The sequence below is a fragment of the Haloarcula salinisoli genome (assembly GCF_019599405.1).
In the GTDB taxonomy this organism is placed as follows: Archaea; Halobacteriota; Halobacteria; order Halobacteriales; family Haloarculaceae; genus Haloarcula; species Haloarcula salinisoli.
Genome location: NZ_RKLQ01000001.1, coordinates 972460 through 988468, shown reverse-complemented (window position 1 = coordinate 988468; position 16009 = coordinate 972460). Strand labels below are relative to the sequence as shown.

15 protein-coding genes are annotated in these 16009 nt (G+C 63.5%); 11 read left to right on the top strand and 4 right to left on the bottom strand.

Annotation, left to right across the window (positions count from 1 at the left end; genetic code table 11):
• Positions 1-115: 115 nt before the first annotated feature.
• The gene (locus EGD98_RS05130; RefSeq protein ID WP_220587274.1) at positions 116-514 is read right to left on the bottom strand and encodes a YlbF/YmcA family competence regulator; all 399 of its coding nucleotides are present in this window, start codon (positions 512-514) and stop codon (positions 116-118) included.
• Between the two features lie 106 nt (positions 515-620).
• On the opposite strand from EGD98_RS05130, the gene dph2 reads away from it, so the two are divergent.
• The 3 genes from dph2 to EGD98_RS05115 all read left to right on the top strand — a co-directional run bounded on the left by dph2 (position 621) and on the right by EGD98_RS05115 (position 4359).
• Complete coding sequence (gene dph2, locus EGD98_RS05125) at positions 621-1667, top strand: diphthamide biosynthesis enzyme Dph2 (protein ID WP_220587273.1); 1047 nt, start codon at positions 621-623, stop codon at positions 1665-1667.
• Between the two features lie 76 nt (positions 1668-1743).
• Positions 1744-3678, top strand: a complete 1935-nt coding sequence (locus EGD98_RS05120; RefSeq protein ID WP_220587272.1) for a PAS domain-containing sensor histidine kinase — start codon at positions 1744-1746, stop codon at positions 3676-3678.
• A 54-nt stretch (positions 3679-3732) separates the two neighbouring features.
• Positions 3733-4359, top strand: coding sequence for an METTL5 family protein (locus EGD98_RS05115; RefSeq protein WP_220587271.1), 627 nt, complete (start codon positions 3733-3735; stop codon positions 4357-4359).
• Positions 4360-4366: 7 nt separating this feature from the next.
• Here EGD98_RS05115 and EGD98_RS05110 read toward each other — a convergent pair whose 3' ends face one another.
• Together EGD98_RS05110 and EGD98_RS05105 are read right to left on the bottom strand one after the other, a co-directional pair.
• Entirely contained in the window at positions 4367-6001 is a 1635-nt protein-coding gene (locus EGD98_RS05110; protein WP_220587270.1) for a rhomboid family intramembrane serine protease, read from the bottom strand.
• 47 nt (positions 6002-6048) lie between these two features.
• Positions 6049-6468, bottom strand: a complete 420-nt coding sequence (locus EGD98_RS05105) for a DoxX family protein (protein ID WP_220587269.1) — start codon at positions 6466-6468, stop codon at positions 6049-6051.
• A gap of 136 nt (positions 6469-6604) precedes the next feature.
• Here EGD98_RS05105 and EGD98_RS05100 point away from each other — a divergent pair, with 136 nt between their 5' ends.
• On the top strand, positions 6605-6979 hold the full coding sequence (locus EGD98_RS05100) for a winged helix-turn-helix transcriptional regulator (protein WP_220587268.1): 375 nt from the start codon (positions 6605-6607) through the stop codon (positions 6977-6979).
• A gap of 79 nt (positions 6980-7058) precedes the next feature.
• Complete coding sequence (locus tag EGD98_RS05095; protein WP_220587267.1) at positions 7059-7385, top strand: DUF5789 family protein; 327 nt, start codon at positions 7059-7061, stop codon at positions 7383-7385.
• Positions 7386-7428: 43 nt separating this feature from the next.
• Here the strand turns inward: EGD98_RS05095 and aglJ are convergent, their stop codons facing one another.
• On the bottom strand, positions 7429-8433 hold the full coding sequence (gene aglJ, locus EGD98_RS05090; protein WP_220587266.1) for an S-layer glycoprotein N-glycosyltransferase AglJ: 1005 nt from the start codon (positions 8431-8433) through the stop codon (positions 7429-7431).
• A 943-nt stretch (positions 8434-9376) separates the two neighbouring features.
• Here aglJ and EGD98_RS05085 point away from each other — a divergent pair.
• The 6 genes from EGD98_RS05085 to EGD98_RS05060 all read left to right on the top strand — a co-directional run bounded on the left by EGD98_RS05085 (position 9377) and on the right by EGD98_RS05060 (position 15900).
• Positions 9377-10222, top strand: coding sequence for a TrmB family transcriptional regulator (locus EGD98_RS05085; protein WP_220587265.1), 846 nt, complete (start codon positions 9377-9379; stop codon positions 10220-10222).
• A 239-nt stretch (positions 10223-10461) separates the two neighbouring features.
• A complete protein-coding gene (locus tag EGD98_RS05080; protein WP_220587264.1) occupies positions 10462-11655 on the top strand; it encodes a glycosyltransferase in 1194 nt (397 codons plus the stop codon).
• Positions 11652-13166 (top strand): alkaline phosphatase family protein, encoded by a 1515-nt coding sequence (locus EGD98_RS05075; RefSeq protein ID WP_220587263.1) that lies wholly within the window; start codon positions 11652-11654, stop codon positions 13164-13166. The genes EGD98_RS05080 and EGD98_RS05075 overlap by 4 nt, the downstream gene beginning before the upstream one ends.
• Positions 13163-13975 (top strand): polysaccharide deacetylase family protein, encoded by an 813-nt coding sequence (locus tag EGD98_RS05070; RefSeq protein WP_220587262.1) that lies wholly within the window; start codon positions 13163-13165, stop codon positions 13973-13975. Before EGD98_RS05075 ends, EGD98_RS05070 begins: the two co-directional genes overlap by 4 nt.
• On the top strand, positions 13968-15056 hold the full coding sequence (locus EGD98_RS05065; RefSeq protein WP_220587261.1) for a glycosyltransferase family 4 protein: 1089 nt from the start codon (positions 13968-13970) through the stop codon (positions 15054-15056). The genes EGD98_RS05070 and EGD98_RS05065 overlap by 8 nt, the downstream gene beginning before the upstream one ends.
• Positions 15057-15108: 52 nt before the next feature.
• Positions 15109-15900 carry a polysaccharide deacetylase family protein gene (locus tag EGD98_RS05060; RefSeq protein WP_220587260.1) on the top strand — a complete coding sequence of 264 codons (792 nt, stop codon included), beginning with the start codon at positions 15109-15111 and terminating at the stop codon, positions 15898-15900.
• The last annotated feature ends 109 nt before the right edge of the window (positions 15901-16009 follow it).

The window sequence follows — 16009 nt, the reverse complement described above, 5'->3', positions numbered from 1 at the left end:
ACACCCGCCGTGCTCGATTCGCGATGCAGTGACACGACCACCGCCGCACCAGCGGCTTCGTGGGGGCGTCAGCGGAGCTATCGGCCGGAAAAAGCAGACCGCAAGAACGGACCCTTCAGTCCTGACAGCAGCCGCCGGCCTTCTCGCCGAAGTCGACCTCGAGCTGCTCGGAGACGAGGTCGTTTATCTCCGCGAGACGGGCCTCGAGCTCGTTCTGGAGTTCGAGGTACTCACTCATCGAAGCGATGTCGTGGAGCTCCTCCTGGGCCTCCTGGACCTTCCGGAGGTCCTCCTGGGTTGCCTGGCCGGTCTGGCGGGCCATCTGGAACTCCTCGCGAAGCTGCTCGAACTCCTCGATGGCTCGCTGGGCGTCGGCGTCGTTCTCGACTTTCGCCTTCGCCTGCAGGAACTCCTGGTAGACCGGGAGCTGGGCGATGCTCTCGCCGAGTTCGGCCGCGAGCTTATCGACGTGGTCGTCGTCGATTTCGGTGACGTTCTCGGTTTCGACGCTCATTACCACCGCGTTGGGACTCGTGCGGTATAGATGTGCCGAAGGGGGAAGGGGACTGACGCGGTCGGAAACGCCGAGGTTATCCCACTCGAACGGATATAGCAGTGCAATGAGCCAAGAGCGAACCGAGGGGGACCTTCGCAATACGGGCCTCTCGCTGAAGCACGACCGTGAGTGGGACTACGAGATAGACCGCATCGTCGAGGAGGTCGAGGAGCGCGACGCCGAGACCGTCGGGCTGCAGTTCCCCGAGGGACTGAAACGCCGCGGCCCGGCAGTCACTGACGACCTGCGCCAGGAGCTCCCAGACGACGTCCAGGTGATGATGTCGGGCCAGCCATGTTACGGCGCCTGTGACCTGGACACCTACATGATGCGACGCACGGACGTCTTCGTCCACTTCGGCCACTCCCCCATGAAGGAGTCTGACAAGATAATCTACGTCCCACTATTTTCCAACGTCGAAGTCACACCCATCATGGAGCAGGCCTTCGAGGAGGAGCTCACCGACCCCGACGAGGACCCCGACGTGGGGCTCGTGACGACGGCCCAGCACATGAACAAGTTCGGCGAGATGCGCGAGTGGCTCGAAGAGCGAGGTTACACCGTCCACACCCAGCGTGGTGACGAACGGCTCACCCACGAAGGGCAGGTGCTTGGCTGCAACTACGCCAGCGCCGACGTCGACGCCGACCAGATTTTGTATGTCGGCGGCGGGAAGTTCCACCCGCTCGGGCTCGCGATGGAACACCCCGACAAGAAGGTCATCATCGCCGACCCCGTCAACAACGCCGTCACCATCGCGGACACGGAGAAGTTCATGAAGCAGCGCTACGGCGCGGTCCACCGCGCGATGGACGCCGAGAGCTGGGGCGTCATCTTCTGTACGAAGATCGGCCAGGGCCGCTGGGACCAGGCCCAGGAAATCGTCGAGAACAACGACGACGCCTACCTCATCACGATGGACGAGGTCACTCCCGACCGGCTCACGAACTTCGGCATGGACGCCTACGTCAACACCGGCTGTCCCCGCATCACGACCGACGACGGCCCGCAGTTCAAGAAGCCGATGCTCACCCCCGGCGAGTACGAGATCGCCATCGGCGAGAAGGAGCTGGAAGAGCTGGAGTTCGACACGTTCCACGGTACCTGGTAGCCCGACATCGACCCCCTATTTCAGTTCGTAAGAACTGCGGGGATACTGTCTTGTTATCCGTCGTTGTTTCTTGTGTATGCCCGCGGACATGGACGATAGTATCTATGCGAATATTTTCGATGCGACGCCGGAACCGGTCATGGTACACCACCCCGAGACCGGCCGTATCCTCGACGCCAATCAGGCGGCCTGTGAGCTCGTCGGGCGCGACTGCGAGCAACTTGTGGGAGCGACGGTCGGCGAGATAAGCACGGCGGGGTTCACGACCGAGGAGGCGGTCGCCGCTATCAGGCGAGCGGCCGACGACGGCGACCACCATGTGGCGTGGGAGGTCGTCGGGCCCGAGGGCCAACAACGCTCCGTCGAGGTCACGTTAGAGCGCCTCGACGTCGACGGAACGGTTCGGGTCGTCGCCTTCGTTCGGGAGCCAACCGAGGGTCGGGAACGCGACCGGGACCGTATCCAGTGGAGCGAGCAGGTCCGGACGATGGTGAACAACCTCCCAGTCGTCGTCTTCGCCCTCGACGCTGACGGTACCTTCACCCACTCGGCCGGGAAGGGTCTCAGTGCGCTGGGGCTGGAGCAAGGGGAGTTGACCGGCGCCTCCATCTTCGACGTCTACGCCGACTACCCGGAGATTATCGACGCCGCAGAGGAGGCGCTGGCGGGCGACGAGGTTCGGGTGACACAGTCGGTCGAGGACCTGGTGTTCGAGACGTGGTACCAGCCCGTCTTCGAGGCCGGCGAGGTCGCCCAGGTCGTCGGCGTCGCCCGCAACATCACGGAGCTGAAGCGCCGCGAAGAGCGCGTCGACGCACTCAGCGAGGCCACCAACGATCTGCTGTACACCCACACCGAAGCGGCCGTCGCCGAGCGGGTCACGGAGATAGCCGAGCGAGTCATCGACCGGCCCATCGCGGCGATGTGGGCGTACGACGGCGACGATACCGTTCTCTACCCCGTCGGCGCCACGGAGACGGCGATCGAGTTCGCCGGCGTCGACATCCCGAAAGACCTCCCGGACATGGAACCCGGCTCCGACGAGATGGCTATCTTCGACGCGGGCGAGCCCGCCGTCATCGAGGACTACACGGAACTCGATGCCCCGTCGGCGCCCGGCGTCCCCCTCGGAACGTTGCTGTGTCTGCCCCTCGACGACCACGGGTTGTTGTGTGTCGGCTCGACGACCGTCGAGCCGTTCGACGAGTCCGAGCGCCACCTTCTGGATATCCTCTCGAGTACGGCGACCGCAGCGCTCGACCGGGTCGCTCGCGAGACGGAACTAAACGACCAGCGGGCGGAACTCGCGGCCTCGAACGAGGCGTTGCAACGCCGTCGCGACCAGATGGAGTTTTTCAACAGCATCCTGCGCCACGACATCCTCAACGGCATGAACGTCATCCGCGCCAGGGGCGATATGCTCGCCTCGGAGCTGGATGGCGACCACGGGGCGTACGCCGAGACCATCGTCGAGTGGAGCGACGATATCGTCGACCTCACGCGGAAGGTCCGGTCGGTGTTGCAGACGCTCTCGGACGAGGCGTCTGCCGAGACCAAACCGGTCGAGCTAGCCCCGGTTGTCGAATCGGCCGCACGCAGGGCCGCCTCGATGACACCCGGCGCGACGGTCGACGTCTCGGTCCACAGCGACGTCGCGGTGACCGCCGACGACCTCCTGCACGACGTCTTCGGCAACATCCTCACCAATGCAGTAGAGCACGGTTCGACGGACAGCCACGGCCAAGACGAGGAGCCCGGCGTCGCCGTCGAGGTGACGACTTCGGTGGACGAGGAGACGGTCACCGTCAGAATCGCGGACGACGGACCGGGCATCGCCCCGGACGTCAGGGATCGAATCTTCGAGCGTGGCGGCAAGAGTACCGACTCCGGTGGGACCGGCTTTGGCCTCTACTTCGTCGACGCGATGATAGCGAGCTACGGCGGGCAGATACGGGTCGAGGAGAGCGACAAAGGCGGTGCAGTCTTCGTCGTCGAACTCCCGAAAGCATGATAACTGGTGTGCATTTTAAAAAGGTTTTTACATGACTCAGGTGTATTGCGCCTGATGGCGACCAAAAGCGCGCTCGCACAGCAACTCGGCGTCGTCGCCGGCTTCACGGACCCGAGAGCCGACCTCGAACAGTACCGGACCCCGCCGGACCTGGCTGCGCACCTGGTCCATCGGGCCGACCTGGAGGGCGACGTGCAGGACCGGACGGTGGTGGACCTGGGCTGTGGGACCGGGATGCTCGCGCTCGCCGCGGCCCTGCGCGGTCCCGAGACCGTCGTGGGCGTGGATATCGACCCCGGCCCGCTGTCGACAGCTCGGACAAACGAACGGAAAGTCGGGTCGACGACGTCGGTGTCGTGGGTCCGTGCCGACGCGACGGCGGTCCCGCTCTGTCCGCCGGCCGCCGAGACGACGGTCGTGATGAACCCGCCCTTCGGCGCCCAGTCGGGCAACGAGCACGCCGACCGCGCGTTTCTCGCGACCGCCGCCGAGATAGCGAGCGTCTCCTACTCGCTGCACAACGCCGGCAGCAGTGAGTTCGTCGAGTCGTTCGCGGTCGACAACGGTGGCGAGGTGACCCACGCCTTCGCCGCCGAGTTCGATATCCCCCACCAGTTCGACTTCCACGAGGACGACCGCCGGAGCATCGACGCCGAGCTCTTCCGTATCGAGTGGCGCTGATTCGTCGCTAGTCCCCTTCCCGGGCGACGATGACTCGCGTCCCGTTGCCGGCGGCGTACAGCCGCGACCGGTTGCGCTCGAACGTGAGGCCGCCGATACTCCGGCTCGACATATTCGCCGGCACCGGGCCGCGGTCGACTGTGGTACCGTTCTGGCGGACCGAGATCTCGAAGCCGCTCCCGACCGGCCGGAGCGAGAGGTTTTGCCCGTCAATACGCCCGTCGAGGGTCGATGGGTCGGAGGTGTAGACGGTCCGAGACGGGCCGTTCTGGCGTGCCAGGGCCACGCTGTAGACGCTGTCGTTGCCTGCCACCGACCAGCTTTCCCGCTCGACCTGGACCGTCTCGCGCCAGTCGGCGCCGCCGACGGTGACGGTCGCGTCCCCCTGGAGCGCCAGTCGCGACCGGGAGACCGCGACCGTCCATATCTCGCGGTCGGCGCTGGCGACGATGACGCCGCTCTCGGTGATGTTCTGCTGGGCCGTCGGCGGCAGGGGCATACTGTCGACGTAGGCGTTTCGAACGTCTTCCTGGTAGGTGACGACGTAATCGCGGACCTGCAGTCCGTCCTCGGGGAGGTCCCCGTCGCCCAGCGAGGCCCCGTTTGCCGGCACCGACGCGAGACAGAGCGCCGCGAGGGCGACCATGAGCGCAAAGCCCGCGACCGACGGCCACCCGCCATCGAAGTCCGGGAGCGCCCGCCGGTCGGTGTACAGCGTCGCGGCGGAGACCAGCACCGAGAGCAGGAGTACGAGGGCGGTCCCGAGCCAGCGAAACAGGGTGTATCGCCCGTTGCCGACCGGGATGTACACCGCCCAGAGGCCCTGAACCACGGCGAAGACCAGTGTGGCGAAAAACACCGCGCCGGGATCCGGCCGCTCCGAGCGCGCTCGGAGCAACGCCGTCCCGAGGAACACGCCGGCCAGCAGCCCGATAGCGTGGCCCTGGATGGCGATGTTGGCCCACCACGGCGTGACGTACTGGACGCTCCCGCCGATGGTCGGCTCCGGCGACAGGAGCGCGGTGTAGACGAGGTCTATGATACGGCTCCCCAGGAACGCCCCGAGGAACAGGTACGGTCGCGTCACCAGCGCGAAGCCAGCGAGTGCGAACACCACGCCGGAGAAGCCGACGACCGGACCGAGCGCGAAAACCCCCGTGAACACGCCCACGAGAAACATGACGACCGGGACAGCCAGTATTCTGGCGAAGGGGTTCGTCCACACCGAACTGAACGACGCCTCACCGCGTCCCTGGGGGTAGTGCCCCCAGGCGTACTCGACGACCGTGCCGTAGACGAGCGTCCCGAGCAGATTCCCGGTGATGTGGCCGACGCTCGCGTGTGTGAACGGCCCCATGAGCAGCCCCAGCGGGTAATAGTACGACCACGTCCGGAACGGCGTCACGAGGAGGTCCGAGTGCCAGTACGCCCCCTGGACGAAGAGGTAGACCGCGAGGACGCCGGTTATCGTCAGCAGCGTCCCCCACGGCACACCGAGCAACAGGCGTCGGCGCAGCCCGGCAGTGAGCCGTTCGCCGACTAGCCGCTGGACGGCGACGGCGGTCGCGAGAACCGAGACGACGACGACCAGCGGCCGAACGGGCACGAGGGCCAGCGACTCGACGAGCGAGGACTGGAGCATTCAGGAACACATCGGCACCGGGGGGGTTTGAAATTGGCGACAGCGGGTTAGAAGACGCCCAGCGCCAGGCTGTACGGCCAGGCCGTCCCGGCGACAGCCAGCAGGGCGATGGCGCCGCCCGCCAGCGCGACGTTCTTCAGGAACTGCGTCATCTCGTCTTGCTGTTGGTCCTCGGGGACCGCCCAGAAGTCGTGCATCGTGACGGCCGAGGCAAGCAGGAAGGCCGCGAGCGCCCCCGCCGCGACGACGGGATAGGCGCCGACGATGAGGAGCAGGCCACTGAACACGAGCAGGCCACCGCTCCCGTAGACGGCCCCCGCCGGCGCGGGCAGTCCCTTCGCCTCGGCGTACGGTATCATCCCCTCGGCGTTCATGAAGTGGTTCAGGCCAGTAAAGGCAAGCACCCCGCCGAAGAGGAGCCGCGCGACCAGGAAGAGTTCGGCCGCACCGGCGGTCTCGAAGGCCATCAGGCCGATACCCCCGGACGGCGGGCTGTCGTGTGGCGATTCATCAACGGACGGACGTGTGGTTTCATTACGTTACTTGGTTCGGATGCGAACCTATATATCGCTTCCCGGACATAGGAGATACCAGGTCACACCGATGTCATCAGAAATCTTCGCAGACGAGCAAGCGGCAAGCGACGACGCCTGCCCCGTCATCGAGTCTATCGAACAGGTCGGATCGAAGTGGCGCCTCGTCGTCCTCCACGAACTCCAGAACGGCGAGCGCCGGTTCAACGAGCTCAAGCGGGCCACCGATGCCAGTTCCCGCACACTCTCCCGAGTCCTCGACGACCTCCAGGAGACCGGGTTCGTCGAACGCCGTCTGGAGGAGGACGCACCGGTCGCGACGTACTACCGACTCACCCCGAAAGGCGAGTCCCTGTGTCCGGTGTTCGACGAGATAACGGCCTGGGCCGAGGAGTGGCTCGTCTCCTGCGATGGGGCGGCGGGCGAGACCGAGACGGCCGACTGAACCGCCGTACGGTCACGTGAGCGATGCTATGGCCTGGCGAACACAGCCTTTTCCACGCTGAAGCCCCACGGTACTGACAATGGGTGTACAGCCACCGGCCGACGACACCGAGGAGCCGACCGCTATCGAGTTCGGTATCGCCGCGCTGGACGCCAAACTCGGCGAGGAGACCATCGACTACCCCGCGACCGCCCGCGAGGTGCGCGAGCAGGCGGGCGATATCACTGTGCCCATCGACTCCGCCGGCCACAGCATGACTGTCGGGGACGCCCTCGAAATGGCGACGGCGACAGAGTTCGACTCGGAACAGGAGCTGTTCAACGCCCTGCATCCCACGTTCGAGCGCAAGCGAGCGTCGGCGTCAAACAGCCTGCTGACACAGCTGCGGGCGCTGGTTCCGTTCTGAACTCTCCCAGTGGCATCGGGCCACTGACCGCGTCTCGCTCCGCTCAATTCTGGCGGTTGTTGGGCGATGCCGGTGTATCCGTCTCGCCGTCGATCTCGGACTGCTGGGTTGGCTGGCGCTCGTTGCTCAGTCGATTCGCGATTTCCTCGAGTTGCTGTGTCTGTTCCCGGTTTACGGTCACGATCATGTCCGAGAGAACGCCGAACATCAGCAGCTGAATACCAAGCACCACGGCGATACCACCCACAGTAGCAATCACGTTGTGTGAGATGCCGTTGACGAACCAGTCATAGAGGACGTAGATGCCGAGCAGTCCACCTATCCCGATGGTAGAGACGCCGACGCTGCCGAAGTAAAAGAGGGGGTTGTTGGTCTTGGCCATCTGGTAGAGCGTCACGATTATCAGCCCACCGTCCCGAACCGGTCGGAGGTTCGTCTCGGACTCGTCGGGGCGTGGCAGGTAGGTTATCGGGACGACGACGGTTCGGACTCCGTGTTTCACGCACTCGACGGCCATCTCGGTCTCGATGCCAAACCCCTCCGCGGACAGTGAGAGCCGCAGGAACGACTCGCGAGTGAAGGCGCGATACCCACTGAGGATGTCGGCGTAGTCGTGGCCGTGGATGAGCGAGAACGCCCCGTTGATGAGACGATTACCGACCTGGTTGAGCCGCGTCATCGCGTCGGGTTTCATGTCGGCAAAGCGGTCGCCGATGACGTGCTCGGCCCGTCCCTCGAAGAGCGGTTCGAGCATCCGGTCCGCATCGCCTGCCAGATACGTCTCGTCGGCGTCGGCCATCAACACGTATGGCACCTCGATATATATGCGGACGGCTTCACGGATGGCCTGCCCTTTGCCGTCGCCCGACTGCTCGACGACGCGGGCACCGGCGGCTTCGGCAAGTTCGTACGTATCGTCCGTGCTCCCGCCGTCGACGACGAGGACGTTGTCGAATCCCTGCTCGTGAAATCCCTCGATGACGGACTCGATAGTCTCGGCCTCGTTGTAGGCAGGGAGCAGCACACAGACGTCGTCACGGTCGGCCATTGTCGACCATCTGCCACGCGCACTCAAATAAATACGGGTCCCCGGCTAGCAATTCTTGTCCCTGGACAGGACAGTGGTCTCACCCGCTCGACCCGGCTAGTAATCGTTGTCGACAGCGACTGTACTGGTTTGTCGCACTCGGAAGCCCTCGCCCGCTCGACCCGGCTAGTATTCGTTGTCGACAGCGACTGTACTGGTTTGTAGCACTCGGAAGCCCTCGCCCGCTCGACCCGGCTGTGCGGGATATCCTCGCTTCGCTCGGATAGGGCCCGCGCACCCGCGCCGACCGAGCTCGCCCTTCCAGTCCGCCAGGTTCTCCGCCGTCAGCCTGCCCTTCCCCGACTCAGCCGATGAAACGGCTTCGCGGCCGGGAGTGCGCTCCGTCGCGCGACCCGGGGGAGGGCAGGCAATCCCTGGTGGACTGAAAGGGCGAGACGGGTCGCGGGCGCGAGGAATCGACCGCAGGGAGATTCCTCGTGGCGAAACGGCGAACGGAGTGAGCCGTGGAGCGCTGTGGCGGCACTACCGAGCGAAGCGAGGTATCCGTCACAGCGCCCGCGAGCAGTCGAGGGCTTTCGGGAAGTGAGCAGTGGGCGTAGCAGGCAAATCGATTGCTAGCGAGCAGTCGAGGGCTTTCGAGGAGTGAGTCGCTGTCGTAGCAGGCAAATTGATTGCTAGCGAGCAGTCGGAGGGCGGCGTTCACGTGGCAGAGAAACTGCGATAATATGCGACTGTCTGAGAGTCACTCCTCGCGGTCTTCGCTCATGTGTTCCCACACCTCGACACAGCCACAGCCGTCCTCGACGTCCTGGAGGTGTGCATCGTCACGTTCGCGGGTTTCGGATTGCTGGTTACTCACGTTGCGAGTAACTATCTTGAGCACCCAATAAATACTTTCGGGCGTTTCCCGCGCGTTTTACCTTCCGGGTGATGAAGAGGGAGTATGACCGAAACGTCCGACGTGTTCGACCGCGTTGGGCTGACCGAGTACGAGACGACGGCCATCGAGCAGTTGCTGACGCTCGGACGAACTACCGCACCGAACCTCGCGGAGGCGACCGGTATCCCGAAAGCCCGTATCTACGGCGTGCTGGAGTCTCTGGCCGACCGCGGGTTCATCAAGGTGGTGCCCGGCCGACCCAAGGAGTACCAGCCCAAGGCGCCCGAAGAAATACTCGACCGGGCCATCGAGAACAGCCGCCAGTCCTACGAGGCGTTCGCGGCCGACATCGAGGAAAACCGCGAGTCGTTCCTGGCGGAGTACGGCCCGCAGTTCGAGCGCGCCAGCGAGGACATCTCCCCGACTGCCGAGCTGTTCCACGTTGTCGACGTCGGCGAACCCAGCGAGCGCGAGACCCGCCGCCTCTATGCCGATGCCGAGGAGACACTCGGCATCATCACAAACAGCTTCGCCTACCTCGACAGCGTCGAGAGCGCCCTCGCCGGCGCTGTCGAGCGCGGCGTCGACGTGTCGGTGCTGTTCCTGCATCCGGACCAGCTCCCGCCCGAGAAAGCCGCGGTGCAGGCTGAGATGGTCGAGCAGCTGGAAACCGACCTCCCCGAGGTCGGGGTCCGATTCAGCACGGAGAAACTTCCGTGGCGCGGCACACTCGTCGACCCGAGCATGGACTACGACAGCGGCGAGGCCATCCTGCTGGTGGAGGAACCTGACGTCCCGAACCACATGCGTCAGGCCGCGCTCACCGAGAACGGCTCCTTCGTCGCGGGTATGAAGCGGTACTTCGACCTCGTGTGGGAGTACGAGAGTGTGGCTGGCCCCGCTAGATAGGTCTTTCCAGGAACTATGTCACCCACGAGATTGCCTACCAATAGTCTCTCCCGCGGCACCAACAGGCCACAGAGAACAGTCTGTACCGTGCTTCCCTCGGAAAGGACACCAGCCGAGTCGCCGAGTCGGTCATTGGACGACCGTACTCGCCCTAATCAGGCGGTCTGGCGAAATGTGGACGGAAGCGGCAGCCAGCGTGTTCGACAAGAGTTATCACTGGCCCCTATCTTCGGGAAGATATGGAATCCCAGGCGAGCGCTGATGAGCAAAATGTCGACACCTGGGACGGGGCGTCCGACGGTCGGACGCTCTCTGATCTCGATATCGCAATCTCCCACTGGCACGTCAATGCGTGGGGCGGCTCGGAATATCTGGCCACAAGACTCGCTGAGGCCTTGAATTGCGAGCGGATATACACGATCGGAGAGCCCGACCCGGACTCCTCCAACCCGTACGGAGATGTCAGGTTCGTCGACGTGACCCGAAATCTCCGTCTAGCCCCACTCCGGAGACTTCAGGCTCAAGTCGGGCGACTCTTCGAGTATGCTCTCTGGGAAGACGTCGACTGGCGCGAGTACGGTGATCCGGACGTGATAATCACGTCCGGCGCTACGGCGCGTGCAGTCATTACACCTGACGACGCCCTCCACCTGAACTACTGTCACTCCCCGCCGCGATGGCTCTACGATCTCTACCACGACAGGAAAGATTCAGTAGTGGGGCAACTCGCACGACCACTGATTCGGTATCTGCGAATCCGGGATGCCACGGTGGATCTCCGGGTCGATGGCTACTTTGCAAACAGCCCTATTATCGCCCGTCGCATCCGGAAGTATTACCAGCGAGATGCTGAAGTACTCTACCCTCCTGTCGATATCGACGAGTACGAGAACCACGACGAGGAGGGATTTTACCTCCACCTCGGCCGTTTGGACAATGAAAAAGGCGTCCCCGAAGTCGTTGAGGCCTTCGCCGGGAGCGACAACAAGCTCGTGGTGGCCGGCGGTCGTGGTGATGTCGACGAGAGCGTGATGGAAACGATCCGTGGAGCTGACGAGATCGACTACCGCGGGTTCGTGAGCGAGAGTGAGAAGCGAGACCTTCTGGCCACCTGTCGTGCGCTGGTATTCAACGGCCACGAGGAAGACTTCGGGATTGTTCCCATCGAGGCAAACGCGAGCGGAAAGGCCGTCTTGACACGTGACGAGGGATTCCCCGGGTTGTTCTTCGAGGATGGCGAGAACGGGTTGTGTCACGATGGGTCGCCGGCGGGGATACGAAGTGCTATCGACCGGTTCGAAGACGACGGAGTCGGGGGTGACCTGCGCAAAGGAGTCGAAATCTTCTCAACACAGGCCTTTCAACAGCAACTCAAATCCAGCGTCGTCCGGCGGTACAACCAGTTCCGGACGGCGGGTGACTGTTACCAATGACTGAGACAATCGTACTTGGACTTGACGGGGCCAACTGGGCGTTGCTCGAACCGTGGTTGGACGACGGGAGACTTCCGAACATCCAGGCCCTCAAAGAAGAGGGGGTATGGACCGACATGCACAGCTGTTTCCCGCCGGTTACCTGTCCGAACTGGCGGTGTTACTCGACTGGGAAGAATCCGGGAAAACTCGGCGTATTCTGGTGGGAAACTATCGACACCGACCGACGGACGCTCACGACACCAGATTCGCGTTCGTTCAAGAGCGCGAACTACTGGGACTACCTGAACGAGAACGGTCAGACGGCCGGTATCATGAACCTCCCGATGACGTACCCGCCGTTCGAGGTTGACGAGTACATGATTGCCGGTGGTCCCGGGAGTGAGCAGGATGCGTACACCCACCCGCCAGAACTGGGCGAGCGGCTCGACACAGACGGGTACCGTCTGCACCCAGAATCGCCAGTCACTGGGAAGGAAGATCGCGAAGAGGCTGACGGACTGGTCGAACTGATCGAGCAGCGGCTGGAGACGTTCCGAGAGCAACTCGAAGCGGAAGACGTCGACGTAGCCCACTGCACCGTCTTCTATATCAACGTCCTCCAGCACTTCTTCTGGCGCGGCGAGCCGACCCGCCGTGCCTGGGAGGTCATTGACGAGCAGATTGGAGCGATTCGGGACGACCACCCTGACGCCACCCTGTTGTTGATGTCGGACCACGGATGCAAAGACGTGGACACAGTGTTCTACGTCAACTCCTGGCTCGAGTCAGAGGGGTATCTCGTTACGAAGACTGAGACAGCGGACGTTTTCGACAGGTACGGAGTCAACAAGAAGCGCCTCTCGAAGCTCGCTCACAACCTCGGCATCCATAGCCTCGTAACCAGGCTAGCACCAGACCGTCTCACAGAACAGATTCCCGAAGACGAGGAGGGATTCAAACGCGAGCAGAAACTGGAGAAGGTCGACTGGGAGCAATCGTCGGCCGTTGCGAGCGGTCAGGGGCTCGTCTACGTCATCGACGACGACCCCGACACAGTAAAGCGATTGATAGACGACCTCGCAGCACTGGAAAACGATGCTGGTGAGCCTATCGCCCGGCAGGTGATGCGCCGTGAGGAGGCCTACGAGGGCCCGTACGTCGAGGATGCGCCGGAGATAGTGTTCGACCAGCGGCCGGGCGTCCACGCCAGCGGTGCAATCGGCTCGAACCCCATCTTCAGCGATGTGGGTCACTGGGAAGCCGAGAACGTCCGGACTGGACTCTTCCTCGCCGACGGGCCGGACGTCGACGCGACCGACCTCGACGGCCCGATTTCGATTACCGACGTGGCACCGACCGTGCTACACAGCGTCGATTGTTCCGTCCCCACGGATATGGACGGCGAGCCACTCCCGCTATTCGACGATAGGGATGTGGCGACCTGTGACCCGCTCCCCTTCGAGGCCGCAACCGACGCAGCGCGCGAGGACGTCCAGGACCGACTCGAAGACCTCGGCTACCTCGAATGACAGTCGCGATTACCGGCGACGTCCACCACATGTCGATGGAGACCCGTGACCAGCCGTACCTGGACGGGACAGAAGTCGAGGCGGCCGTGGAATACGCCGAAATCGCCGCCGAGTACGGCGTGCCGGTGACGCTGTTCTGTACTGGCAGGTGTATCGCCGAGGAACCGGCGCTGGTGGAGCGGCTGGTATCGATGGCTAACGTCGAACTCGGTGGCCACAACTACTGGGCGTTCACCACACCGGTACACAGCGTGTGGCGCGCACTTGGCAAGGCCTCTGGTGGACGGGTGGGCTCGTGGAACGGGCCGCGACCGTTCCAGTCCTACGAAATACGGAAGACCGTTGCCGCCTTCGAAGCGGTCGGCGCGCGGATAACGTCGTGGCGAGACCATGCGTACCGCCACGACGAGCATACGGCTGGCCTACTCGCCGCGCACGGATTCACGCACTTCTCGGATGCAGTCGAACCCGACGGAACGGTCCGACGGGAGGACGACCTGACGGTCGTGCCGATAAACACGCCACCGGACCACGAACACGTCTACCACGCGTTCCGGAAACCCGGAACGACCGCGGTCGAAGACTTTTCCGGACCGTTCGGAACTGAGAGCCACCAGCCCGAGGACTGGTGTGAGTGGGTAGTAGACTACGTCTCGGAGCACCGGGCGACCGGTGAGACTGCAACTGTGTTGGCTCATCCGGCCTGTATGCGCCTCGCAGACGGATTCGACGCGTTCCGTGACCTCTGTGCAACGCTCGCCGAAGAGGACGAACCAATTACGCTGTCTGACGTAACGACGAATGACTGAGCTACGTGTAGGCGTCGTCGGCGGGACGCGACTACCCGGCAACGTCCGGACTTTCCTCGAAAATGTCCGGCGATTGCTGACCGACGCAGGACACGACCTGAACTGTGACCTACTCATTCGGGAGGGATGTGGAGAGGACGTAGATGGGTACACCCCGGTCGACCCGGGGCTGTCGGAAACTGAGAGGGCTATCGGGACGTTACGGACGCTCACACAGGTGGTGACGACCTACGCGAACGAACAGGAGCCGGACCTCCTCTGGCAAGTTACGAAGTTCCCGTTGCATGGCTGTGCGACTACCATTGCCGGCCGTCGGACGGGGACGCCCGTTCTCACACGGTTCGCGGGCGACAACTTCAACGAGTTCCGCTTCTCCGAGGGCGTGAGTGCAGTGAAGGCGTTCGCGCTGAACAACCTCTTTGGTCGCGTCCCGGTTCACGGGAGTGAACGCGTTATAGTGCTAGGCCCCCACGGTCGCTCCGAAATAAAGCGCCGAAACGACGATATACCAGTCACAGAGATTCCACAGCCTGTCGACCGCGAAAAGTTCTCGCCCGTCCCGGCCGAGCGTGAGCGAGAACTCGCTCGTGAACTCGGGTTCCCTGATGAGGAACGAATCTTCCTGACCGTGGGCCGGCTCACCGAGCGGAAAGGGATGCGGACACTCGTCGAGACGGCCGAGGAGCTGTACGGTTGTGGTGAACCGTTCCGGTGGTACGTTATCGGTGACGGGCCGATGCGGCCGGAGCTGGCGGCCACTCACGGTGTCGAACCGCTGGGCCGCGTCGACTTCGTTGCCATGCCTGATTACTACAGGGCGGCTGATCTCGTCGTCCACCCGTCTCTCATCGAGGGGCTACCGAACGTGCTGTTGGAGGCAGCGGCCTGTGGCACACCCACGGTCGCCCGTAATGTAGGCGACAGCGCAACGGCAGCCAGTGCAAGTTTCGAGGACGACGCCGAACTGGCGGACCTGCTCACTGGCGAGCACGACCCAGCGACACTTGGTGAGAGGTTTAATCCCGACCGGCTGCGCGAGGCGTACGCGGACGCGCTTGTCGAGACAGCCGGCAAGAAGTGAGCGCGACCAGCAATGATAATATAAATATCGGAGGGCCGGCAACGTCGAAGGGATGACTGAGTGGGTTGCTTTTTCCGTTGACCTCGAACCCAACAAGGATGACACACTCGACGGAGTCGCCGAAGCAATGGACTGGTTCGACGACGTCGTCCCTCGTGGGACCGTCTACGCGACTCATCGAATCGCTACCGAACTGCCAGAGGTCGTCGCTGACCTCGCCGCTGACCACGAGATTGGTGTCCACGTTCATCCCCGCGAATTCGGCCACGAACACGACCAGCTCGCGGAACTCGACGCGGACCGTCAACGTGAATTGATCAGAAGGACCCGTTCGACACTCGCCGAGGTGGCCAGCGTGGACAAACGTGAGGTGACGGCGTTCCGTGCCGGTCGACATAGCGCCAGCGAGACGACGTTCGAGGTGCTCCAGGAACTTGGATTCGAGGTAGACGCGTCAATCAACGTCAGATACACGAATTACCTTCCGGAGTCGCTGACGGCCAGACAGAATCCGTTCACCCTCGACTCTGGTCTGTTCGAACTTCCGACGACGTATGCGCGTCCACCCCTGCTCTCACTGGTGGGTCTACGATTGTTCCCGAACCGCGAACTCACTGCGACCGCGAACGCGTTACGGAGTGACAGGCGCGGTTGCTCAGGCTTGCGTGCTCTCTCGTGGCTCCGTGCCGAGTCGAACGGGTTCTCCATGTACATGCATCCTTACGACGCGACCACCCATCACGCCGATCTGGAAAACGCCGGCAGTGAGTTCCGCAATCGTGTCGAACGACTGCTTGACCCGGTCGCCCCCGCGGCGTTCGTGACGGCGAGTGAGCTCTGCTGACGGGACCGCTGCCTTCTTCGCTCCTGGGAGACGCCTTCCCGGCCACCGGGAGAGTCTCCGACACGCCCCGACGGAGAACTCCAGACACGGCCTGCTGGGGGGGACGCAT

What these genes read in the sequence shown, in the direction of transcription:
- EGD98_RS05130 (WP_220587274.1), bottom strand. Translation starts at nt 514, where the DNA reads ATGAGCGTCGAAACCGAGAACGTCACCGAAATCGACGACGACCACGTC.
- dph2 (WP_220587273.1), top strand. Translation starts at nt 621, where the DNA reads ATGAGCCAAGAGCGAACCGAGGGGGACCTTCGCAATACGGGCCTCTCG.
- EGD98_RS05120 (WP_220587272.1), top strand. Translation starts at nt 1,744, where the DNA reads ATGCCCGCGGACATGGACGATAGTATCTATGCGAATATTTTCGATGCG.
- EGD98_RS05115 (WP_220587271.1), top strand. Translation starts at nt 3,733, where the DNA reads ATGGCGACCAAAAGCGCGCTCGCACAGCAACTCGGCGTCGTCGCCGGC.
- EGD98_RS05110 (WP_220587270.1), bottom strand. Translation starts at nt 6,001, where the DNA reads ATGCTCCAGTCCTCGCTCGTCGAGTCGCTGGCCCTCGTGCCCGTTCGG.
- EGD98_RS05105 (WP_220587269.1), bottom strand. Translation starts at nt 6,468, where the DNA reads ATGGCCTTCGAGACCGCCGGTGCGGCCGAACTCTTCCTGGTCGCGCGG.
- EGD98_RS05100 (WP_220587268.1), top strand. Translation starts at nt 6,605, where the DNA reads ATGTCATCAGAAATCTTCGCAGACGAGCAAGCGGCAAGCGACGACGCC.
- EGD98_RS05095 (WP_220587267.1), top strand. Translation starts at nt 7,059, where the DNA reads ATGGGTGTACAGCCACCGGCCGACGACACCGAGGAGCCGACCGCTATC.
- aglJ (WP_220587266.1), bottom strand. Translation starts at nt 8,433, where the DNA reads ATGGCCGACCGTGACGACGTCTGTGTGCTGCTCCCTGCCTACAACGAG.
- EGD98_RS05085 (WP_220587265.1), top strand. Translation starts at nt 9,377, where the DNA reads ATGACCGAAACGTCCGACGTGTTCGACCGCGTTGGGCTGACCGAGTAC.
- EGD98_RS05080 (WP_220587264.1), top strand. Translation starts at nt 10,462, where the DNA reads ATGGAATCCCAGGCGAGCGCTGATGAGCAAAATGTCGACACCTGGGAC.
- EGD98_RS05075 (WP_220587263.1), top strand. Translation starts at nt 11,652, where the DNA reads ATGACTGAGACAATCGTACTTGGACTTGACGGGGCCAACTGGGCGTTG.
- EGD98_RS05070 (WP_220587262.1), top strand. Translation starts at nt 13,163, where the DNA reads ATGACAGTCGCGATTACCGGCGACGTCCACCACATGTCGATGGAGACC.
- EGD98_RS05065 (WP_220587261.1), top strand. Translation starts at nt 13,968, where the DNA reads ATGACTGAGCTACGTGTAGGCGTCGTCGGCGGGACGCGACTACCCGGC.
- EGD98_RS05060 (WP_220587260.1), top strand. Translation starts at nt 15,109, where the DNA reads ATGACTGAGTGGGTTGCTTTTTCCGTTGACCTCGAACCCAACAAGGAT.